The organism is Streptomyces venezuelae, assembly GCF_008642355.1.
GTDB classification, from domain to species: Bacteria; Actinomycetota; Actinomycetes; order Streptomycetales; family Streptomycetaceae; genus Streptomyces; species Streptomyces venezuelae_B.
Window position 1 is genome coordinate 138,265 of sequence record NZ_CP029193.1, and the last position, 22,513, is coordinate 160,777.

General features: G+C 73.4%; 13 protein-coding genes and 1 pseudogene. 2 read left to right on the forward strand and 12 right to left on the reverse strand.

The genetic code is table 11. The annotated features are described in order from the left end of the window. Positions 1-316: 316 nt before the first annotated feature. The 11 genes from wrbA to DEJ47_RS00670 form a co-directional block, all read right to left on the reverse strand. On the reverse strand, positions 317-928 hold the full coding sequence (wrbA, locus tag DEJ47_RS00610) for an NAD(P)H:quinone oxidoreductase (protein ID WP_150163971.1): 612 nt from the start codon (positions 926-928) through the stop codon (positions 317-319). 64 nt (positions 929-992) lie between these two features. Then, positions 993-2,063, reverse strand: coding sequence for a class I SAM-dependent methyltransferase (locus DEJ47_RS00615; RefSeq protein WP_150163972.1), 1,071 nt, complete (start codon positions 2,061-2,063; stop codon positions 993-995). After that, complete coding sequence (locus DEJ47_RS00620) at positions 2,060-3,277, reverse strand: DegT/DnrJ/EryC1/StrS family aminotransferase (RefSeq protein ID WP_150163973.1); 1,218 nt, start codon at positions 3,275-3,277, stop codon at positions 2,060-2,062. The genes DEJ47_RS00615 and DEJ47_RS00620 overlap by 4 nt, the downstream gene beginning before the upstream one ends. Before the next feature lie 5 nt (positions 3,278-3,282). Next, positions 3,283-3,846, reverse strand: a complete 564-nt coding sequence (locus tag DEJ47_RS00625) for a cupin domain-containing protein (protein WP_150163974.1) — start codon at positions 3,844-3,846, stop codon at positions 3,283-3,285. A 93-nt stretch (positions 3,847-3,939) separates the two neighbouring features. Continuing rightward, positions 3,940-5,007 (reverse strand): type III polyketide synthase, encoded by a 1,068-nt coding sequence (locus DEJ47_RS00630; protein WP_150163975.1) that lies wholly within the window; start codon positions 5,005-5,007, stop codon positions 3,940-3,942. Between the two features lie 2,041 nt (positions 5,008-7,048). After that, a complete protein-coding gene (locus DEJ47_RS00640) occupies positions 7,049-8,008 on the reverse strand; it encodes an aromatase/cyclase (RefSeq protein WP_150163977.1) in 960 nt (319 codons plus the stop codon). A gap of 1,436 nt (positions 8,009-9,444) precedes the next feature. Then, positions 9,445-10,266: an AfsR/SARP family transcriptional regulator gene (locus DEJ47_RS00650; RefSeq protein ID WP_150163979.1), complete on the reverse strand. Its 822-nt coding sequence runs from the start codon at positions 10,264-10,266 to the stop codon at positions 9,445-9,447. 700 nt (positions 10,267-10,966) lie between these two features. Beyond that, the gene (locus DEJ47_RS00655; protein WP_150163980.1) at positions 10,967-11,929 is read right to left on the reverse strand and encodes an AfsR/SARP family transcriptional regulator; all 963 of its coding nucleotides are present in this window, start codon (positions 11,927-11,929) and stop codon (positions 10,967-10,969) included. A gap of 823 nt (positions 11,930-12,752) precedes the next feature. Further along, a complete protein-coding gene (locus DEJ47_RS00660) occupies positions 12,753-13,484 on the reverse strand; it encodes a ScbR family autoregulator-binding transcription factor (RefSeq protein WP_150163981.1) in 732 nt (243 codons plus the stop codon). A 963-nt stretch (positions 13,485-14,447) separates the two neighbouring features. Next, positions 14,448-16,040 carry an acyl-CoA carboxylase subunit beta gene (locus tag DEJ47_RS00665; protein ID WP_398339334.1) on the reverse strand — a complete coding sequence of 531 codons (1,593 nt, stop codon included), beginning with the start codon at positions 16,038-16,040 and terminating at the stop codon, positions 14,448-14,450. Between the two features lie 884 nt (positions 16,041-16,924). Continuing rightward, the gene (locus tag DEJ47_RS00670; RefSeq protein WP_150163982.1) at positions 16,925-17,137 is read right to left on the reverse strand and encodes an acyl-CoA carboxylase epsilon subunit; all 213 of its coding nucleotides are present in this window, start codon (positions 17,135-17,137) and stop codon (positions 16,925-16,927) included. A gap of 1,244 nt (positions 17,138-18,381) precedes the next feature. Between DEJ47_RS00670 and DEJ47_RS00675 the strand changes: the two genes are divergently transcribed. Beyond that, on the forward strand, positions 18,382-19,002 hold the full coding sequence (locus DEJ47_RS00675; protein ID WP_150163983.1) for a ScbR family autoregulator-binding transcription factor: 621 nt from the start codon (positions 18,382-18,384) through the stop codon (positions 19,000-19,002). Positions 19,003-20,844: 1,842 nt separating this feature from the next. Here DEJ47_RS00675 and DEJ47_RS00680 read toward each other — a convergent pair. Beyond that, positions 20,845-21,507, reverse strand: coding sequence for a ScbR family autoregulator-binding transcription factor (locus tag DEJ47_RS00680; RefSeq protein ID WP_150163984.1), 663 nt, complete (start codon positions 21,505-21,507; stop codon positions 20,845-20,847). A 225-nt stretch (positions 21,508-21,732) separates the two neighbouring features. Here DEJ47_RS00680 and DEJ47_RS00685 point away from each other — a divergent pair. After that, a pseudogene (locus DEJ47_RS00685) lies at positions 21,733-22,238 on the forward strand (diadenosine tetraphosphate hydrolase). The last annotated feature ends 275 nt before the right edge of the window (positions 22,239-22,513 follow it).

The window sequence follows — 22,513 nt, forward strand, 5'->3', positions numbered from 1 at the left end:
GCGGCGGATGTCCTCCGGGGCAGTGGGCGGAGGGGCTTTTTTTTTCCGGGCCGGGCTCACATTGCGCGGGGCTGTGTCGTCGGAGGGGTGAGGCGGACGAGGCGGACGCCGTCGGGCCGGGCCGTGCCGGGCCGGGCGGTCGCTGCCCCGGGCCGCACCGGGGCGCCGGGGGCGCCCCCTCGGGCCGGGTCTGCCGACCGGCCGCGCCCCCGGCCCCGCCCACCGGCCACCGGCCGGGGCCCGCACGGTTGTGACCGAAGCCCGTGCGGGCCCGGCCGGTTCACCCACCCCCGCCCCCGGGCAGGGCGGGGGCGGGTCAGGCGGCGGCGCGGCCGGCCTTGAGCGCGGCGGTGGTGTCCACCACGCGGCGTGCCTGGTGGCGGGCGGCCTGCAGGGCGACCTCGCCCGGCGCCCCGTCGTTCGCGACGTGTGAGGTGCCGTAGGGGTTGCCGGACTGGAACTGGATGGGGTCGGTGTAGCCGGGGGGCACGATGATGCCGCCCCAGTGGTAGAAGGTGTTCGACAGCGCCAGGATCGTCGACTCCTGCCCGCCGTGGGCGGTGTTGCTGGCGGTGAACGCGGAGAACACCTTGCCCGCGATCTTGCCCGCGAACCACAGCGGGCCGGTGGTGTCGATGAAGGCGCGCAGCTGGCTGGCGGGGTTGCCGAACCGGCTGGGGGTGCCGAACAGGACCGCGTCCGCCCAGGCGAGATCGTCGTGGGTGGCCTCGGCGACATCGGCGGTGGCCGCCCGGTGCTCCACCCAGGCGGGGTTGGCGCTGATCGCCGCGTCGGGGGCGGTCTCGGCGACCTTGCGCAGCCGCACGGTGGCGCCCGCCTTCTCCGCACCCTCGGCCACGGCCTGAGCCAGGGCGTGCACGGTGCCGGTCGCGCTGTAGTAGATGACGGACACGTTCACAGGGTCCACAGCTGTTTCCTCGTGTTCTGAGTGCTGAATGCCGGGTGCTGAATGCCGGGCGTCGCCGGTGGTGTTAGCGGGCGATGACCAGGGTGGCGGGCGGGGCGGAGTGGAAGGTGATGTCGCTGAAGCCGGCCTTGGTGAGCCAGGCGTGGTAGTCGGCGCGCCGCCAGGTGCCGCCCTGCTGGGATTTGAGGAGCATCTCGGAGGCGAACAGCAGCGGGAAGGGCGGTCCGGAGCGGTCGTCGTCGACGACGTAGTCGCAGACCACCAGGGCGCCGCCGGGCTTGAGTGCGTCCTTGAGGCGGGTGAAGACCGCGATGTTGTCCTCGGGGCCTTCCTGGTGGGCGATGTGGGAGTACAGCGCCACGTCGTAGGTGCCGGTGCCGAAGTCGGTGGTGTGGAAGTCGCCGTCGATGCAGGTGAAGCGGTCGGCGACGCCGCGTTCGGCGAGGAGTTGGCGGGCGATGGCGTTGATGGGTTCCCAGTCCAGCTGGGTGGCGCGGGCGGCGGGGTTGGCCTTGAGCCAGGTGGCGGAGTAGATGCCCGAGCCGCCGCCGACGTCCAGGATGGACAGCGCTCCGGCCTCGGACAGGCCCAGCACGTCGGCGGCGATGGCGGCGGCGGGCACCGACTGGGCGGCGATGGCCGGCACGACCTGGCCCCAGTGGGGGTTGTCGGCGACTTCGGTGGTGGGGTCGCTGACCGGGCCGCCGGCGCGGACCACCTCGGGCAGGGCGGCCAGCTTGCCCATGTGGGTGAGTTTGAGGCGGGCCATCGCGGACAGGTCGGCGGGCCGGCCGGCGACCAGGTAGGCGGAGGCGGCCGGGGTGTTGCGGTAGCGGCCGTGTTCGAGGGTGAGCAGGCCGATGCTGACCAGGCCGTCCAGCAGGGTCTGGGCGCCGCGTTCGGAGATCTGCGCGCGGGCGGCCAGCTGGGCGGCGTCGTGGGCGCCGTCCTCGAGGTGGGTGAACAGCCGGTGTTCGGCGGCGGCGCCCAGGATGCCGGTGGACCAGTAGCCGTTGATGAGCCGCAGGATGGTGTCCGGCCCGGCATCCGGGCCGGAGCCGGGGCCTGCGTCCGGGCCGGAGCCGGTGGGCCGGGTGGTGGGCGGGGTGGTCGTGGTGGGCTGGTGCTCGCTCATGCGGTTCCTCCCCGGCCCGCGGGGGCCGCGTGGGTGCGAAGGGCGGTGCGCAGCACCGTCACGACGCGTTCGATCTGGTCGGCACTGAGTTCGGCGTGCATGGGGATGGCCAGGTGGCGGGCGAACAGGTCGGCCGAGACGGGGCAGGCCTGGCGGGCGGCGAAGACGGGCTGCAGGTGGCTGGCCCAGGTGCCGTGGCCGCAGCCGATGCCCTGGCCGCGCAGGTCGGCGGCGAGGGCGGCCCGGTCCACCCGCGCGTCCAGGGCGATGAGGTAGGACTGCCAGGCGTGGGTGCGGTCGGCGGGCACCTGAGGCAGCGTCACCAGTTCCTCGTCGGCCAGGAGTTCGCCGTAGGCGGCGGCGACCTGGGTGCGGCGGGCGAGGAGTTCGTCGATCCGCCCGATCTGGACCTGCAGGATGGCGGCGGCGATGTCGGAGAGTTTGAAGTTGTAGCCGACCTCGGTGAACTCCGGGATGGGCAGGCCGACGATCTTCGACTGGTCGAAGATGCTGCCGATGCCGAAGGAGGAGCGCAGCCGGGCGTCGGCGGCGATGGCGGGGTCGGCGGCCAGCAGCGCGCCGCCCTCGCCGCTGGTGGCGCCCTTGCGGCCGTGGAAGGACAGGCAGGACACCGGTGCCAGGGCGCCGGCCTGGCGTCCCTGGTAGGTGGCGCCGACCGCGCAGGCGGCGTCCTCGATGAGGAACAGGCCGTGCCGGTCGGCCAGGGCCTGCAGTTCGCGGTAGTCGGCGGGCAGCCCGACGGTGTCGACCGCGATGATGCCGGTGGTGCGTTCGGTGATCAGGTCGGCGACGGCCTGGACGTCCACGGTGTGGGTGTCGGGGCGTACGTCGGCGAAGACGGGCACCGCGTCCAGGTAGCGCACCGCGTGGGCGGGGGCGGGGAAGGTGTAGTCGGCGACGATGACTTCGTCGCCGCGCTGCACGCCCAGGGCGAGCAGCGCCACGTGCAGGGCGGCGCCGCAGTTGCTCAGGGCGACCGCGTCCATGGCGTAGCGCTGGGCGAGCTGGGCCTCCAGGGCCTTGCCGCGCGGGCCCTGGCCGGCGGGCCAGCCGGAGGCGAACACCTCGGCGACGGCGGCCAGTTCCTGCTCGCCCAGGCTGGCGTGCACCAGCGGCACGGCGGCAGCCGCCGCGGCGGAAGCAGAGGCGGCAGAGGCTGGTGTGGCGGGTGTGGCGGGTGTGGTGGTGGTCATGGCGGTCACGTCCCCTGCGGCTGCGGTGCCGCAGCGGTAGCGGTGGCGGTGGGGGGCTGGTAGCGCAGGGGGGTGAGTTCCTCGACGTCGTAGCGCTTGCGCATCTCCTCCACCGCGGCCGGGTCGACGGTGGTGCCGCGTGCCCAGATCTCCGCGATCTCCTCGAAGTACTGCTCGTGGTCGGGCGAGGGGAAGCTCTGGAAGAGCATCTTGACCGGTTTGTCGGTGGCGTTGCGGAAGGCGTGCGGGGTGCCGGTCGGCACGAACATGCAGCCGCCCTCGGCGGCGCGGATGACGCGTTCGCCGCTGGCGGAGCGCCAGTGGTGCCAGGTGTCGCGGGTGCGCCGGGTGGGCTCGAAGCACATCAGGTCCAGCTCGCCCTCAAGGACGTAGAAGAACTCCTGGGACTCGTGGTGGACGTGGGCGCCGACGTCGAAGCCGGGCGGGACGATCACCTCGAAGATGGAGACGGCGGAGCCCTGCGCCTGGGTGGCCTTGAAGGTCACCTCCTGCGCCGGGGTCTTCAGCGTGCGTCCCCCACCGGGCGGGACGATCAGGCTGGCAGTCATGTGATGGTTTTCCTTCGGTTGTCGCGGACATCTCGCGCGGCGCGCGGCCCTGCTGCGCCTGGGCGAGGCGGGGCGGGGCGGGGCGGGGGCGGGTCAGCCGGCGGCGGGCGGGGTGTCGCTGTTCCAGCGGCCCAGGGCCATCTCGGCGGTGATGCCGGGGCCGAAGCCGGCGATCAGGCCGGTGGCGTCGGGCATCGGGGTGTCCTCTTCGAACAGGCGCAGGGCCGCGTCCAGGACGACCGCGCTGGCGATGTTGCCGTACTCGGTCAGCGTCGACCAGCTGTGGCGGAACACCTTGCGGTCCACGTCCAGGAACTTGGCCAGGTCGTTGAGGATCCGCGGGCCGCCGGCGTGCACGATGTAGAAGTCGAGGTTGGAGGCGTCCCACTGGTGGCCGGCGGCGAACTCGCGCAGCACCGGGGCGAGCGGTTCCATCGTGCCGGGCACCCGGCGGTCCAGCTGGAAGTGGAAGCCGGTGTCGCGCACCGAGTAGGAGATCCAGTCCTCGGTGTGGGGGATGAGGTAGGAGGAGTTGCGCTCCAGCTCGATGCCGGTGCCGCCGGTGCCGCGCACCACGGCGGCGGCGACCGCGTCGCCGAACAGGCCGTCGGAGAGCAGCGAGCCGATGTCGTCCATGTCGGGCTGGTAGCACAGCGAGCACAGCTCGCAGGAGACGATCAGGACGTTGCTGCCGGGGTGGGCCACGCAGAAGTCGTGGGCCCGGTTGATGGCGGCGCCGCCGGCCGCGCAGCCCAGCTGGGCGATGGGGATCTGGCGGGTGTCGGAGCGAAAGCCCATCGTGTTGATGAGCCAGGCGGTCAGCGAGGGCATGAGGAACCCGGTGCACGACACGTAGATGATCGCGTCAATGTCCCGGGCGTTGACCTGGGCGTTGGCCAGGGCCTCCTCGACGACCTCGGGGGTGCGCTTTTTGGACTCCGCCTCATAGATGCGGTTGCGCTCGGTCAGGCCGGGGTGTGCCAGGGTCTGCTCGATGGGCTGCACGATATGCCGCTTCAGCACCCCCGTGTTGCGGATCAGCCGCAGCGCCAGAGGCAGTTGCGGCTTTCCGGCGTGGACCCTCTCGGCGAATTGAAGCGTCTCTTCCGCTGTGATGACGTATTCCGGCACACGCACTGACGGCTTGCATAGCCTAGGCATATCGGGAATCCACTTTCTCTAGAGTCTGCCTTCTGCACGTGAGGAAGCTTTCGCGCACTCCCGGTGCCGCCCGGCGGGCGGCGGCGAGGGCAGCTGCTGTGACGGCGTCTGCCGCGCCGCCTTCGCCGGCCCCGGACCACCACGCCTGCCCCCACTTGGGGCTCGGGCCCTCATGCGGCTCGGGCTCGGGCCCTTGGGGGGAGCCCTCGGCCTTTGGCCTCCTCAGGGGCTCCATGGGGCTCCTTGAGGCTCCTTGGGGCTCCTTGGGGCTTGCCGAGACCGGTGGAGGCCTGCGGGTCAGGGCCCCGCGGGGGCAGGGGTGGTGGTGGTCCGGGCGCCGGGGAAGGCGGCACGGGTGAGGCACGGGCGGACCGGCCCGGGGGCCGGGTGGGGCTTGGAGCGGGTGCAGGGTGCGGGGGTGCTGTCCTCCCCCTTTGCGGGGGGGCGGGGACCGTATGACCGGTGGGCTGCGGGCCGGGCCGGGGGAAACGAAGCGCGGGTTGGGGGCGCGGCAGGGCGTGGGGAGACGGGGAGGTGCCGGGGGTGCGGGGGCGCCGGGTGTGCGGGGGTGCTGGGGTGCGGGTTCACGGCGCGGCGCCGCGGTCCTGCCCTGGCGGGCGAGGGGGTGGCGCGGGGCTGCGGACTTGTCGCCGCGGTGCGGCCGGGGTCCGGTGGCGGGCGGGCGCTGCGGGTCCCGAGCGGGTACGTCGATGCCCCGGGCAGGTACGTCGATGCCCGGGCGGTAGGGGAAAGCCCCCTCTCCCCGCCCCTGGGGGCCGCCCCTCCCCCACCGCCGGCCGTTTCCCGGCCCCGAGACGGCCCGCAGCTGACGGCCCGCGCGGCAGCGGGACTTGAACCGGAGCGAGGGGATACCGGCGGGCCCGGGACCCGGTGCCGGCCAAGGCGCGGGCGGCCTTTTCCGGGGCGGATTTCGTCCCGGCCGAGGAGCCGAAATCAAGGAGGGCGAAAATCCCCGCCGGGCCCGCGTACGTCGACGCGGGGCGTCAGGGCATACGGGCGAATAAATGCGGTGGGGAAGCGATACGACACTCAACCCACCGCCCCAGAACCGGCTTTGGGCAGGGAAGTCGTGCGGAAATAGTGACACGGATGCCGTCCCCGCACCAAGGGACTCCGAAAGTGACGTAGGTCACTGCACCGGGGTGTTGTGTAAACCGGATCCCGGGGCGGGCGCCCGCCCCGGCGCGGAGCGGCGGCGTCCACATCTCCGGCTGCTTCGGGGCGAGTTGGCGGCTGTCCCGGGGCGGGGCGGGGGCCGCCGGGGGTGCGCGCAGGGTGCGCAGGGGGTGCGCGCCGGAGGCCTGGCGGCCCAGAGGCTGTGTCATATCCCTGAAGCCGGGTGGTCGCCGTCTGGCACGCACTCCCCCAAGGCCTGGAAGGCCAGGGGCCCGTGCCGCGTTGCCGAACCGCCCAGGCAGCCCCTCCCCAGGCCTGACGGGCCCCCGGGGGCCTCGCCCAGGACGCTCCGGCGCCTTGCGGTCGCACGCACCAGACGGCGCCCGCTGATCCGACCCAGGGTCATGGCACAGGCGCTGAGCCCCGGCACTTCCCCTGCGGCAGGTCGGCGGCGGTCTCCGGGCCCGGCTGCCGCGCCCGCGCCCCCGGGGTCGCGCCGCTTCCCGTGGCGGGGTCGCTTCCCGTGGCGGGGCCTGCGCAACACCCGCGCGGCGGTGTCCTGTTGGGGTCCTTGCGTCGCGGGCCCGGTCCGTCTTGGGGGCCGCGGGATCCGGGGGCCGTGGTGCCGGGCGGGGCATGCCGGGGCTGGGGCCTTGCGGGGTGCCGGGCCCGGGGGCCGGGCTCCGGCTTCGGGGAGGGTGTGTCCGCAGGGGTTCGCGCCGGCCACGGGGTGGGGCGGGGGCGGCTGGGGGCGTCGCCTTGGTGTGCCGTACGGGCGGGTCCGCGCCGCCTTCTCCTCCGGCGGGGCGGGGGGGCGGCCCGGGAGGGGGCGGGGCGGGCTGCGGGTGGTGGAGGGGCTTTGCCGTGGGAGCCGGGCCGGCGGAGGCGGGGCCGGCCGGCGGGGTCACAGGACGCGGATGGCGGATTCGGCGTGGTGGCGGGCCAGTTGCAGGGTCTGGCGGCTGTCGCGGGCGAGGTCGGCGCGGATGCGGCGGCGGGCCTCGGCCAGGGTGGTGCCGGCGCCCAGGACCTGTTCGATGTGGTCCTCGCGCAGCAGGGCGTGGTGCTGGGCGACCACTGTGACGCCGCGTTCGTCGGGCAGCACGGACCATTCGCCGCAGTGCGCGGCCAGCAGCGGGCGGGGCACGGTGGCCTTGTGCACGATGCGTCCGGCGTGCGGGAAGCAGATGCGGATGCCGGCCACGTTGCGGGCGGGTCCGCCGTCGGCGGCGGTGAGTTCCAGGGCGACTTTCTGGATGCCCAGGTGGGGTTCTTCCAGGGCGGCCCGGCGCACGTGCGGGAGCTGGCCGGGCCAGTCGGCGACGTCGTAGAGGAAGCCGTAGACCAGTTCGGCGGGCCCGTTGACGCGGATCGACTCGGCGAAGGAGAGGGCCAGTTCGTCCAGGCGGGTCCAGCGTTCGGCCAGGAACTGCAGGCTGCGCAGGGTGGAGCGGGTGTTGTCGGTGGTGACCTGGGCGAGCCAGATGGCGTCCTGGGGCCGGTCGGGGGCGGCGGTGAACTCGTGTTCCAGGGTCACCCGGCAGCGGCCGGGCGCCAGCGGCTGCACGCTCCAGCGGCCGGCCATCGAGGTGGCGGGCTCCATGAGCAGGTCCTGGCGGAAGGTGATCTGGCGGCGCACGGGGTCCTGGGTGCGGTGGGCGGTCCAGGAGACGATCTGGCCCTCGGCCAGTGCCCACACCCTCACGCGTTCGTGGACGCCGTCGAAGTCCAGGCGCTGGGCGTAGATGTTGCGCGGCAGGTAGAGCGGCCAGCGTTCGGGGTCCGCGATCAGCGCGTAGAGGGTGGAGGCGGGTGCGGCCACCTCCCGCGTGTGCGACAGCCGGTGGATGCGCTCGCCGGGCACCGGGCCCCCCTTTCTCTCGCGTTGTGCACGCGACTGGTCGTGGCAAGTCCGGCCGGACCGGGCCGGGTGGTGCAACGCGGCGGGTCGGGGCCGGGGCCCGGTGACGGGCAGGCAGGTTCGGGGTGGAGCGCGTCCGGAGTGGGGCCGGTGGTCTGTGCAGTGTGCCCCATCCGGCTCGACGCGTGCCCGCAGACGGCTCGAGTCCGCCTCGTCCCGCGCCGGGCACGCGCACCGAACCGAAGACGGGGCCCGCCCCAGCCCCAGCCCCTTTGGTACTGCTTGGTGCTGCGGCCCGCGCCGCGGCCCGGGACCCGCCCGCGTGACCGGGCACCGCAGGCGGGCAGCGGGCGCCCGGCGCGGGTGCTGCACGGGGCTGGGCGCCCCGGTGGTGCGGCCCCCGGTGGTGCGGCCCGGGTGGTGCGGGGTGGCTGGATGCCCGGTGGCGTGGCCGCCGGGCGCCGGGGGCCGTACCCGGATAGCGGGCGCGGTCGGGCGGGTGGTGACCAGATGGCCGTAACCGAAAAGGGAGCTGGTGCCCAGACGGCCAAAGCCCGACAGCCAGGGGCCGGACTCGTGGTGACCGGGCGGCCGTGGCCGGACGGCCGGCAGGCGGACGGCCAGTGGTCAAAGGGCTAGTGGCCAGGTGGCCGTGGCCCGACGGCGGGCAGGCGGACGAGCGCCGATTAGGTGTCCGCAGCCGGACAGCCGGTAGCCGGGGGCCGGTGACTGTGGCCCGAGCGGACGAAGCAGCGGCCGTGGCCGGACAGCCGGTCGGCCAAGCAGCCTCGGCCGACCGGCCGGAAGCCGGACAGCCGGCGATTGGACAGCCGGCCACCGGGCGTCCCGAGCCGAACGTCAGGCCCTGTGTCCTGGCCCCGGCCGGAGGGCCGCCGTCTGGCACGCACGCCCGCCGTGCTGCCGGAACGCCCTGGACCCAACTGGGCCTGCCCGGCCGTCCGGGAGCCGGTCAACCGGCGGCCGGACAGCCCAAGGCGGACGGCCGCCGGCCAGACAACCCTGGCAGCCCAGGCCCAGCGGCCCGTCACCCACTGGCCCCGCACCAGACGACCGAAAGTGAAAGACCGACAGCCAGGACGACAGGACGGCCGGCGACCAGACGGAACGGCCGGAGCCCTGGCCGGGCACCGTGAGCCGAGACCGGCAACCGGCAACCGGCGGCCGGCGGCCGGCGGCCGGCGGCCGGCGATCAGGCGGGTGGGCCGGACGGCCGGACAGCGCCCGGACCTGGCCAGACAGCCGGGAGCCGGACGGCCCGCGCCGGGCGGCCGGGGCCCGGCGCGGGCCGGATGCCCGGCTGCCGGCCGGCCTGTGGCCAAGGGGCCGGGCACCGGGCCGCCGGTGGCCAGGTGCCCGGCCCCTGCCACCCGGTGCCAGGTGCCCGGGGTGCCGGTGTCCGCCGCCCGGTGCCGGGTGGTTCAGGCCGCGTAGAGGTCGAACGTGGAGGTGCGCCGCGGTCCGGCCGTGACGTCCAGCTGGGGGTCGACGGCCAGCATCGCCTGGTGCAGCCGCTGCACCTGCGGGGAGGGCTCCACCCCCAGTCCTTCGATCATGCGGATGCGCAGCTTGCGGTAGATCTCCAGGGCCGAGGCCTGCCGCCCCGAGCGGTACAGCGCCACCATGGCCTGCGAGTGCAGCCCCTCGTGCTGGGGGTAGCGCGCGGTCAGTTCGGTGAGCTCGGCGATGAGCTCGGAGTGCCGGCCAAGGCGCAGGTCGGCGTCGATGCGCCGCTCCACGGTGCCCAGGCGGGACTCCTCCAGCCGCATGACCTCGATCTCCAGGATGGGGCCCACCCGCACGTCCACCAGCGCGGGCCCGCGCCACAGCGCCAGGGCCTGGCGGAAGCGGTCGGCGGCGGTGGCGTCGTCGCCGTTCTCGAAGGCGGTACGGCCCTCGGTGGCCAGGCGGTCGTACTCGTGCACGTCCACCCCCTCGGGGGGTATCTGCATCAGATAGCCGCCGTGCCGGGTGGCCAGGACCTCCTTGGCGGTGCCGGGGGTGCCGGGCCCCAGTGCGGTGCCCAGGTGCCGGCGCAGCTGGAGGATGTAGGTCTGCAGGGTGGTCAGCGCGCTCTGGGGCGGTTCGGTGCCCCAGAGTTCCTCCATGAGCGTGGGAACAGGCATGACCTGTCCGGGATAGAGGGCAAAGAGGGACAAGATCTGCCGCGGCTTGCGTGCCGTCGGAACAATCGATCCCCCGTTGACCTCGGCGCTCAACGGACCCAGAACCTGAATCTTCATGGGTGTTCTCCGTACTTCGTCGAGTGTGTGTCTTGACTGCATTCCGTCGCCGCGGGCGCTCTCGTGTCGGGTGCGGGGCGTCCTCCTTTCGCCGTACGGGCCACCGGGCCCCGGTGGTGCACCAGGAACCGGAACCGGGACAGGAGCCGGAACCAGAACCCGAACCGGAACAGGGACTGGGGCAGGGGCTGGGGCTCGGGCTGGGGCTGGGGGGCCGGCCGGCGCGGGGTGCGGTCCGCGTGCCGGGGCCGGGCCGGGTGAGGCGGCGTCAGGCGCCGTGCGGTGCCTGCGGGTTGCACGGTAGGCGGCGCGGGCCAGGTGCGCCTGGCCCGGGGTGAAGTCCGTGCGGCCGGCAAGGAAACGTTGTCGCGCACCACCCGCCCGCCCTCCCCCTCGCTCCTCGAAGTCCTTTACACGTCCGTGAACGGTTCCAGCTGCCGTGCATGCCGTGCGGTGCACGGGTGCACGGGCCCGCTGCGCGGTGGGGCGCGCCAGCCGGCGGTGGTACGCGGTGGTGCACGGCGTGGCCGGTGGGGGCGGCGCACGCGCTCTCCACGCGGCTCGCCCGCCGCAGATCTCGCGGCGGGCGAGTGCGTGGGGAAGAAGGGGAAGGGCAGGCGGCAGGGGGCCGGCCCGAAGGGGCGGGGCGGACGGGCGGGGGCCGCCCGCTGCCGGCCGGGCGCCGGCCCCGCGGGGGGGGTCAGCCGGTGGGCACCAGCCGTACCTTCACGGCCGGGGGCGCCGGAGCCGCCGCACCCGCCCCCGGGGCCGGGGCCGGGGCCCCGGGGGCGGCGGCAGCGCCGGCCCCCGCCGCGGCGGGGGCCGGGACGGGGGCGGGGGCGGCCAGGTCGTGGCCGGCGGTCAGGATGGAGCGCTGCAGGCGCCGCAGCCGGGCCGAGGGCTCCAGGCCCAGCTCGTGCACCAGGGTGGTGCGCAGCCGCTGGTAGGCGTCCAGCGCCTCGCCGCGCCGGCCGGAGCGGTGCAGGGCCAGCATGTACTGGGCGTGCAGGCTCTCGTGGGTGCGGTAGCCGTTGACCAGCACGGTCAGTTCGGCCAGCAGCTCGCGGTGGCGGCCCAGGCGCAGGTCGGCCTCGATGCGCCGGTCCAGCGCGCACAGCCGGCTCTCGTCCAGGCGCTTGATCTCCATCTGCAGCTGCGGGCCGGCCTGCACGTCGGCGAAGGCGGTGCCCGACCACAGGGCCAGCGCCTCACGCAGCTGGCGGGCCGCGCCGGCGCAGTCCCCGGCGTCCATGGCCCGGTAGCCGGCGCCCGCCAGCCGCTCGAAGGTCCGCACGTCGCTGGTGCCGCCGCCGCTGCACAGCAGGTACCCGCCGGGCATCGTCACCAGCACGTCCTTGGCACTGCGCCCCCCGCCCGGGGCGCCCGGCGCGGCGGGGGTGCCCGGCGCGGTGTCCGGGGCGCTGTCGCGCTCCAGCGCGGCGGCGATCAGCTCGCGCAGCTGCAGGACGTAGGTCTGCAAGGTGGTGCGGGCGCTGCGCGGCGGGGCGGCGCCCCACAGCTCCTCGGTCAGGGCGGACACCGGCACCATCCGGTCGGCGTGCAGCGCCAGCAGCGCCAGCACCTGCCGGGGCTTGGGGGCCGTGGGCGTGACGGACAGGCCATTTTCCCGCACCGCCAGTGCGCCGAGTACCTCGATGTCCACAGCGTCCCCTGAAGGTGGTTGTTGCCGCTCGCGTCGAAGCCGCTCGCGGAGCCGATCCCCTTACCGCACCCAGATTCAAATAGATTCGCGGAGCCCTGTCAATACAAAACCGCGTAGTTGGTTTCTAGTTGCGCTGGAGTCCACTTCAGGTGATCTGCCTGCCATTTCTTGAGTGGATCTTGAGGAAGGGGCAGGTCACGCGGGTATGGACCGGCGGGTTCCGGCCGCGGGTGGCCGATCCGGCACGGGCGGAATGACCCCCTGGGCCTGGCCGGGACGGCAAAACAGCGGGTGCCCGCTGTTTTACGTTGGGTCTAACAGCGGCTGAAGTCCCGTGGTTTCACGGGGACTTGACGGGACCCGGGCAGGGGGCCGGGGCCGCCCGGGGGCCGTGGGGGCGGGCCTGGTGCCCTGCGGGGGCGGTTCCGGGGTTAGGAAGGGGCAATTGCGGGGTCTGAGGGGGTGGTTTCCGGAGGGTCTGGGAGGGGGTTCCGGGGCCCGGAAGGGCACCTCCGGTGCCCCGCCCGGGGACGGTCCGGCGTCCACGCGGGCTCCACCGGGCAGGGCCGGGCAGGGCCGGGCGGGGGCGGGCGGGGGCGGGCGGGGCGAGTGAGGGAGGCGGGGCGCGGAGTGGCTTCCGGAGTGCCGTGCCCGGGAGAGCACCCTCGGGGCCCGGACGCCCGGGATTCCCCGGCCCCCTCCGGGACGCCGTGGACGCCGTGACTTCCGGTCGCCCCGGGGGGCGGGCCCGCACGGGATGTGCCGGTGCGGGCCGCCGTCACGCCAGGGAGCGCCCCGGGGGGGGCGGGGAGCCTCCGGGGGGTTACGGGCGCCGGGGGCGGCGGGGGCCGTGCGGGGCGGCGCCCCGGCCGCCGGGGCCGCTTCGGCCCTCCCGGACGCCCGGGGCGCCCGGGGCGGCGGGGGCAGTGGGAGCGGCGGGGGCAGGGGGCGTGGCGGGGGCAGGGGGCGTGGCGGGGTGGGGGGTGAGGCGGGGCAGCAGGAGGTCCCAGTACTGGGCCAGGGTGCGCGGGGAGAGCCACCGGGGGTCGGTGCGGCCCAGCGCGGCGAAACCGACGGTGGCCGCGACGACGGCTGCCGCCGCGGCGGCCGGGCTGACGCCGCCGGCCAGGGCGCCCTGGCGGCGGGCGGTGTGCAGCAGCGTCTCGACCCAGCGCTGCCAGGCGCCGCGCAGGTCCAGCGGGTCGGTGCGCCAGGGGGCGGGGCCCACCAGCTGGAACCCGGCGCGTACCACGATGTCCTGTTCCAGGGCGTGCAGCAGGGCGTTCCCGGCCGCGGCCAGACGCGGCAGCGGGCTGCTGTGGTGTTCCTCGGCCTGGCGGGTGATGCGGTGCAAGGTGGCCAGCGAGGCCGCCTCCACGGCGCGGGCCAGGGCCTGTTTGTTCTCGAAGTGGAAGTGCAGGGCGCCGGTGCTGACCCCGGCCCGCCGGCTGATGGTGCCCAGCGTGGCCGGTACGAAGCCTTCCTCGGCAAACACCTCGGCGGCCGCCCGCATCAGTGACTCCCGCGTGCGCGCGGCACGTTCCTGCTGCACCATCGTGGCTCTCCTGGACTGGGCACGGACACGGGCACCTCCGGCAGGCCGGCCCGCGCCCCCCATGGCGGAGGCGGGGCGGCCGCCGCCCACCGTAAGCCGACTCCCGCCCCAGCCCAGACGGCTGCCCGCCGCAGCCGACTGCGGACTGACGACTACCGGTTGGCAGCTGCCCGTCGGCGACTGCCGATTCGGGGTGGGCGGTGGCCGGTTGGCGGTTGGCTGCTGCTGACTGGCGGCTGCCGGACAGCGGTTGGTGGCGGGTGGCTGGGGGTGGGCAGTTGCCTGCTGGCAGTTGCTGCGTGGCGGCTGCCCGCTGACGGTTGCCGGTCGGCGGCTGGTGGACAGTTGACGTTACGGCGGCGGGCGGCCGGCGTTGTGGTTGCCGACTGCCGGTCAGGCAGCCGACGTTACGGCCACCCGGTACGGGCTGCCGGCCCGGCGGCTGGTGGCCGCCAGTGGTGGGCGGCCGGCAGTTGCTGGTTGGCGGCCGGCGTTGCGGTGGCCGGGGCAGCCCGCAGCTCCCCCTCCCCTCCCCCAGACCCTCAGGTCCCGACCCGTCCGCCCCCGGGCCCCGCGAGGCGGCCCGGAGTCCCCTGCAATCCGTTCCTTGGAGTCCTGCCCTGCCGGAGGCGAGGGCCTGAGGGGGGTGGGGGGGGAGCGCGGCCCCTCGACTGCGGCGGACGCGCGGCTGACATACGGGACTTCACCCCGGCCCCCAGTTCCCGGTCCCCGGTTCCCGGGCCGCGGGGCGGGCCGGGTGGTTCCGGGCGGCCGGACGCCGGGCGGGGGCCGGGGGCGGGGGCGGGGCCCCGCGGGCGCGGGGCCGGGGGCGGCGGCGCCCTGCCCCGCGTACCCCTGGCAGGGCCGGGAGAGCCACGGCGCCGCACCGCGCGCACCGCGCGCACCGCGCGGGCCCGAGCGGACGGCCCCGGGCCGGGCGGGCGGCCCCGGGCGGGGCGGGGGTTATTGCGGGGGGTTGCCGTGTTTGCGGGAGGGCAGGTCGGCGTGTTTGGTGCGCAGCATGGCCAGGGCGCGGATGAGGACCGCGCGGGTTTCGGCGGGGTCGATGACGTCGTCGACCAGGCCGCGTTCGGCGGCGTAGTAGGGGTGCATCAGCTCGGTTTTGTACTCCTTGGCCAGGCGGGCGCGCATCGCCTCGGGGTCGGGGGCGGCGGCGATCTGCCGGCGGAAGATGACGTTGGCGGCGCCGTCGGCGCCCATCACCGCGATCTCGTTGGTGGGCCAGGCGTAGGTGAGGTCGGCGCCGATGGACTGGCTGTCCATGACGATGTAGGCGCCGCCGTAGGCCTTGCGCAGCACCAGGGAGATGCGCGGCACGGTGGCGTTGCAGTACGCGTACAGGAGCTTGGCGCCGTGGCGGATGATGCCGCCGTGCTCCTGGTCGACGCCGGGCAGGAAGCCGGGCACGTCCAGCAGGGTGAGCAGGGGGATGTTGAAGGCGTCGCACATCTGCACGAAGCGGGCGGCCTTCTCCGAGGCCTCGATGTCCAGCACGCCGGCCAGGGTCTGGGGCTGGCTGGCGACGACGCCGACGACCTGGCCGTCCAGGCGGGCCAGGGCGCAGATGATGTTGCGGGCCCAGCGTTCGTGGACCTCCAGGTACTCGCCGTCGTCGAGGAGTTCGGCCAGCACCCGGTGCATGTCGTAGGGGCGGCTGCCGTCGGCGGGCACCACCTCCAGCAGCTGGGGGGTGGGCCGCTCGGCGGGGTCGGTGCAGGCGAGGGCGGGCGGGCCCTGGCGGTTGTTGGAGGGCAGCAGCGACAGGAGGTAGCGGACCTCGGCCAGGCAGGTCTCCTCGTCGTCGTAGGCGAAGTGGCACACCCCCGAGGTCTGGGCGTGCACGTCGGCGCCGCCCAGGCCGTTCTGGGTGATCTCCTCACCGGTCACCGCGCGCACCACGTCGGGGCCGGTGATGAACATCTGCGAGGTGTCGCGGACCATGAACACGAAGTCGGTCAGCGCCGGACTGTAGGCCGCGCCGCCCGCGCACGGGCCGAGCATCACGCTGATCTGCGGGATGACACCGGAGGCTTTGGCGTTGCGCTGGAAGATGCCGCCGTAACCGGCCAGCGCCGCCACGCCCTCCTGGATACGGGCGCCCGCGCCGTCGTTGAGGGAGACCAGCGGGGCACCGGCCGCGATGGCCATGTCCATGATCTTGTGGATCTTCGTGGCGTGCGCCTCGCCCAGCGCGCCGCCGAAGATGCGGAAGTCGTGCGCGTAGACGAAGACCGTGCGGCCCTCCACCGTGCCCCAGCCGGTGACGACACCGTCCGTGTAGGGCCTTTTCGCCTCCAGGCCGAACCCGGTGGCCCGGTGCCGGCGCAGCTGCTCCACCTCCTGGAAGGAATCCTCGTCCAGGAGCAGCCCGATGCGTTCCCGGGCGGTCAGCTTGCCCCGGGCGTGCTGAGCCGCGGTCGCCTTCTCGCCCGGCCCCTCCAGCGCCTGCGCGCGGATCGCGGCCAGCTCGGCCGTGCGGCCGCGCGCCTCGGCCGATGCCGCATCCCGTGCGGAGGGCTCCGTCACCGTCACCACGACGGTCCCCTTTCTCCTCGAATCGGCCCGGCCCCGCCCGCGGCGGGCCCGGCACCCGGCCGGACCGGACCGCAGCCACGGACCAGACCCACTGCAGCGGATCTCACATCCAGGACATGTCCCATCACCCCGCACCCCGCACCCCGCAAGGACCAAGCCCCCGGGACACCCGGATGCCGGATCCCCGGCCCCGGCACACCGGGACCCGAGGCCTGGGACCCGAGGCCTGGGGCCTGGGCCCCTGGTAGCAGGGACCGGGGCCCGCCCCTGCCGAGCCGGGGGCGGGCGGCCCGGCCCGGGAGCCGGTTTCCCCCGGCCCCCGGACCCAGCCCCCATTCCCCGGGGGGGGCGGATGGCCCGTTCCCGGGCCCGCTCTGCTGCCGGACCCGACTCCATGCCGGGCCCGGCCCTGTCCCCGGGCCCGGCTCTCTTGACCGGCCCCGCCCTACTGCCGGACCCAGCTCTGACTGCCGGGCCCAACCCTGCTGCCCGGCCCCGCTGTTCCCGGGCCCGCTCTGCTGCCGGACCCGACTCCGGTGCCGGGCCCGGCACTCTTGCCGGGCCGCTCCCTTCCCGGGCCCGGCTGTGGACCGCTCTCTTCCCGGGCCCAACCCTGCTGCCCGGGCCGCGCTCTGTTTCCGGGTCTGTTTCCCGGCGCGGCTCTGGTGCCCGGCCCTGCTGCGGTGCCGGATCCAGCTGTGGTGCCGGGCCCCGGTGGTGTCTGGCCCCGAGGCCACTTCCCCGGTCCGGGCCCGGACACAACGCCGGTCCCGGTCCAGCTCCCGTTGCCGGTCTCCGGTCACGCGCCGGTCCGGGTTCGGGCACCCCCCGGCAAGGGGCAGGGCGCCGGGCGTCCGGACCGGGTGGCGACGTGTGCGTGTGTGTCAGCGCCAGCTGTGCGGTGCCCGGTAGGCCCGGGCGGGCTCCGGCGGACGCCAGGCCGCGACCCGGCGCGGTACGTGCGGTATCCGGTCCCCGCCCGGCGGCCGGCCGGCGGCCAGCGAGAACAGTGTCACGGCAACAGCGGCGAGCTCTTCGTCGCTGGCCTGCCCCCGCTCGATCCTGAGCAGGGCAGTCCTACGTTCGGCAGCGTCCACGACCCCACCTCCCCTTTAAGCGCCAACGGTCGACCGCCGGGCTCAAAACAGGCTCGGGTCTGCCTGGAGCTGCCCGCACAACAGCCCCCGACACCACCCACCCCAACCCCAGACCCCAACCCCAGCCCCCCCTCACGCCTCTGGCCCCGCCCCGGAACACCTACCGCAAGACAGCCCCGGGACCCGCCACACAGGGGCACCCGCAACACGACCAACCCGCACACCCGCGAATCCCCCGCAGCGACCCGCGGGCGGCCCCGCACGAGCAGACAACCACCACCCCGCCTCGCCCCCACCCACCCAGCCCCACCACAGCGCCACGGCGCCACCAGCCAGGAGCAGCCCGGACACACACCCCTGCCCGGACACACACCCCATCCGGGACACGACACAACGTCAGGCCCCCAGCGGCAGAAGGCTCCTGAGACACACCCCCGGCACACCACCGGCACAGCCCGCCCGACCCCCCTCTCCCAACACCGCCCCACACCCCCACCCCCGCCCAGCCCCACCCCACGGCCACCACGACACCGCGCCCCCGGCACTCAGGACCCGTCCCGCACCCGTATCCGCACGCAAGGCCCGCCACCCCAGCCCGCACAGCCCACCCACCCCCTCCCCCATCACCCCACCCCCTCCACACCCCGCCGCCTCCCCTCAACCGGCCGCCTCCCCGCCTCCCGAACCCCTCACCCCGGCCCACACCCCGGCTCCACACCACTCCGCCCCCCCACCCCATCCCTGCCGCACCCAACAGGCCGCGCCACCCGGACCGTCCGGGCCGCGCCACCCGGGCCATGCACACCGTCCGGACCAGGCCCCCGCACCTCCCCCGCACAGGCCGGGCCCTCCAGGCAGTACGGACCGCCCCCGAAAACGCACCCGGGACCGCACCCGGGGGCGGCCTGACCGGGGCAGAGGTGACACACCGTTTCATTAAAAACCGCTCGTACGGTTTTTAACGGGGCTAATGTCACGGGCATGTTCCCCGCCACCGCCTCCCCGCCCCACCCGCCGGAGAGCCGGAACGGAACCCCCGCCTTCCGGCCAAAGCGGCCCCCACCGCCCCCGCCCCGCCCCCCGCACACCCGCCGAGGTGGCCACGGCACGGAGGCCGGCGGGGAGGCAAACGGAATGCGTCACACCGGACCGTCCCCGCAGCGGAGCACGGCCCGCCTCTGGATATCAAACCGGCAAGTTGGTTTTATACGCGGTCTGGACACGAATCGTGACGGGAGTCACCAGTGAGCAAGCAGGAACGGGCCACCCGTACCCGCAACGCCCTCATCCTCTCCGCCGCCCAGCTGTTCGAGCGGTCCGGCTACACACAGGCCAGCCTGGACGAGATCAGCTCCGGCGCCCGCGTCAGCCGCGGCGCACTGCACTTCCACTTCGAGAACAAAGCAGCCCTCGCCGACGCCGTGGAACAAGCCGCCGCCCACACCCTGCGCACCACCGCCCACACCCCACCCCCCGACCCCACCAGCGCAGTCCAGGCCCTGATGGACCTCTCCCACCGCATGGTCCACCTGCTCCACCACGACATCGTGGTCCGCGCCGGCTTCCGCCTCAACTGCGACACCGGCCCACGCACCCCCCTGGACCTGCGCCAGGAATGGCACACCTGCGTCCACCAGCTCACCACCCGCGCCGCCGACGAACACGCCCTGGCCCCCGGCATCAGCCCCGACAGCCTCGCCGCCACCATCGTCGCCACCACCACCGGCCTGGAAGTCCTCAGCCGCGCCAACCGCAGCTGGCTCTCCCCCTCCTCCCTCACCAGCTTCTGGCAACTCCTCCTCCCCACCGTAGCCAGCCCACCCACCCTCCCCACCCTCCAACCCAACCGCACCCCCACCCACTAACCCCCCACCCCACACACCCACACCCCCAGACCGCCCCGCCCTGCACGATCCGGCGGACTCCCCCCCACCCCACCCAGCCCCCAAGACACCGCCCCGCCCCCGCCCCACCCCGCCTCTGCCCCACCCCGCCTCTGCCCCACCCCGCCAACGAACCCGCCCCCGCCCGACACCCTGGGTTGCCCAGCCCAGCCCCGCCCGGCCCTCGGGCTGTTCCGCATCCCGCGCTGGCCGGCCTCCAAGCCGCCCCTGCCCGGATCGTGAGCGCCCCCGCCCCGCCAGGCCTCCAGACCCTCACCTCTGCCCGGTACCGGGCTGCCCCACTCCCGCCACAGTCACAGCTGGCTTCACGTCCGAACCCCGGACAGCACCGCACATGCCAGCCCCCCGATCATCCCGCCCACACAGCCCGGCGCCCCGCCACCCGCACCCGGCACCGACCTGCCCGCCCCCTAAGGCGCCCACACCCAGCACGGCGCCCCCGCCACCCACTCCCGGCACCAACCTGCCTGCCCCCTGAACCGCTCCCACCGGCACCCAGCCCTGCCATGGCGGACCGCTTCACCCGCCCTTCCCGCGCCTATACCTGCCCCTGCGCCTGCGCCCTGTGTCTGCGCCTGTGCCTGTGTCTGCCCCTGCGTCTTGGCCGGGTTTTGCATTTGGTCCGGCGTAAGCGGGCTGGAACCAGACACAAACGAGACCACCCGCAAAGAGCCGACAAAAAGGAACAACCCCAAGGCCACCAGACGCGAACCCACCCACAACCACAACAGAAACCCACCACCCCGAAACCAGCCAGAGGCGGGACGCCCCGGACGGAAACCCGGCACGACAGCACAGCCCCAACGGCCGAACACAGGACGAAACACACAACAACCCAAAAAACGGACCGCGACAACAACCCCGAAGATCGGACAGCAACGAGACACAGAACAACCCCGAAACCCGGACAGAGCAAGACAACCCAGAAGACCGGCCAGGGACGGAACAACCCGCCCACCCACACCAAACGGGACAACCCAGGGACCAGACAGCAGCTCAACCACCCGGAGAGAGCCCACAGGAACGGAACAGCCCCGGAAGCCAGCAACGAGACGCCGAACAACCCCAAAGCCCGGACAAGGCAAGACAACCCAAGCACCGAGCAAACCCAGGGGCAGGACGAAACGACGACCGCCCCGCACAGCCACCACCCAACAGGCCCGAACACAAGGCCTCAGACCTGTGCGCCGGCGTACCGGCCGCCCTCACCCCATGCACCCATACCGGAAAACCTGCGCCCGGCACACTCGGCGCCCAGCGCTACCACACGAACCGGACCACAGCGACGACCTGCCCAACAGCTCCAACACCTGCAACGCACACCATGAATTTCACCGCCACATGCATCACGACGCCCCCTCACACACAGCCAAAGCAAAAAAGACCAGACACCCCACACCAACAAGACAACAACCACCACACACACAAACCCCAGACACAAACCCCCCCATAAAAAAAACCCTCGACCCCACCCCCACCCCCGACGACGACAAGGACAAGGACAAGGACAAGGGCAAGGACGAGGCGCACCAGCACACAAAACCAGAAACAAAAACAACCAACATCAACACACGAAACGCAGACACCCCACCTCAACCCACAAAAACATCAACCCACAAAAACAACACAGTCACCCCCACCCCCCACCCCGACCCTCACCCACACACCGCACACCGCACACCGCACACCGCACACCGCACACCGCGACTAACCACAGCAAAACAACCCACACAACCCAAAAAACAACCCCCACACAACAAACCCCGCCCCCCGGCCACCAACCCCGCCCGCACCCCCCACCCCTCACCCCGACGACGACACCAACCCCGACTGCGGCACCGACACCGCCTCCGCATACAACCGCGCCCCCCGATCCGCCGCCACATCCAACCGCGCCAACACCGCCGGCACCGTAATCGCCGGAATCACATGCTCATACAAAACCGAAATCCGCCGCTCCACATCCGCCAAACCACACTCCAACTGCGAAAACAACTGCACCCCATGAAACGCAGACACAATCAACTCCGCCGTCTGCCGCGGCACCACATGCGACAACACCTCCCCCCGCTCCTTCGCCTCCGCCAACGTCTGCGCCGACAACTCAATCCACGCCGGCCACGCACTCCCATAATGCTCACGACCCTGCGGATCCGACGACAACACCGCCCCCGCCCTCACCACCGGATCCCGCGGCAACCGATACGCCAACAACAACCCCGCATCCACCCACTCCTGCACCTTCAACTCCTGCACCGGCCCCGCAAACGCCACCTGCGCCTGCAACACCCCCCGCGCCAACGCCTCCTTCGAATCAAAATGAAAATACAAAGCCCCCTTCGTCACCCCCGCCACCTGCAAAATATCCGACACCGTCGCCGCCGAATACCCACACTCCGCAAACACCACCGCCGCAGCCTCCAACACCGCCCGCCGCGTCCGAACAGCACGCTCCTGCCGCGCCACCCCACACCACCCCTCCACACACCCACACCAACAACAACACCAACCACACCAAAGCAGCCCCCACAAAAGAAACCGCCACCCCCGAACCCTACCCACACCACCCCCACCACCCCCCAACCCACCCACACACCCACGCACGCACGCACGAAGGAGCGAATGCGGAAAGACGGACTCAGGGCTAATGGAAGCAGGCCACCTCGATCAGACTGTGTACATTCGATCCCCATGAGCTCCGGAATAAGCGACGCCTGGAAGACCGATCGGATCGGGAGTGCCCTCAGAGGGGAGAATCCCGCCGTCCTGCGGAGAATGACAGCGGGGTTCGCGGCAATCGGGGACGTGCAGTTTCTACCGGGATACCGGGATACTCCGTCCTCCTCGTCGACGAACCCGGCGTGCAGCGGCTGTCGGATCTGTCCAAGGAACGGCGGCTGCGGTTTCTGTCCGACATGGATCAGCTGGGGGAAGCGGTCGAGCGGGCCTGTCGGCGGATTGATCCGGCCTTCCGGCGCGTGAATCTGGAGATCCTCGGTAATAGAGATTCCTTTTTGCACGCCCACGTGTGGCCGCGATATGAGTGGGAGCCCTCGGACCTCGTCGGCGTACCGGTCTGGCTCTATCCGCGCGAACGGTGGAGCGATGAGCGGTTCACGCTCGGGCCACAACACGACGCGCTGCGGGCGAGCATCGGTGCCGAACTCGACCGTATTCGGCTCGCTGCGGACGATTGAGCCCATGCCTCTCCTCTCCTCTCCTCTCCTCTCCTCTCCTCTCCTCTCCTCCGGGGCACTCTGAGCGTGAGAGCGGCGTTTTGTGGCGATCAAGACCCTGACCTGCAGCTACGTTCGCACGCCACATAGAATCCCGGACGAGTACGCGGATATCCCCACCCGGACCGCCGCCGGTGCCCACATCCCTGCCGACCGCGAGGGAAGACGGGCCGACTCCTGCCCTTCTGCCATCGCCGTCCGGGTCTCCCGTCGGCCCTGCCCCGGAATCGCCCTGT

Coding starts and splice junctions, on each gene's coding strand:
- DEJ47_RS00660 (WP_150163981.1), bottom strand. CDS start 13,484: ATGGTGCAGCAGGAACGTGCCGCGCGCACGCGGGAGTCACTGATGCGG.
- DEJ47_RS00620 (WP_150163973.1), bottom strand. CDS start 3,277: ATGACCACCACCACACCCGCCACACCCGCCACACCAGCCTCTGCCGCC.
- DEJ47_RS00630 (WP_150163975.1), bottom strand. CDS start 5,007: ATGCCTAGGCTATGCAAGCCGTCAGTGCGTGTGCCGGAATACGTCATC.
- DEJ47_RS00650 (WP_150163979.1), bottom strand. CDS start 10,266: ATGAAGATTCAGGTTCTGGGTCCGTTGAGCGCCGAGGTCAACGGGGGA.
- DEJ47_RS00625 (WP_150163974.1), bottom strand. CDS start 3,846: ATGACTGCCAGCCTGATCGTCCCGCCCGGTGGGGGACGCACGCTGAAG.
- DEJ47_RS00615 (WP_150163972.1), bottom strand. CDS start 2,063: ATGAGCGAGCACCAGCCCACCACGACCACCCCGCCCACCACCCGGCCC.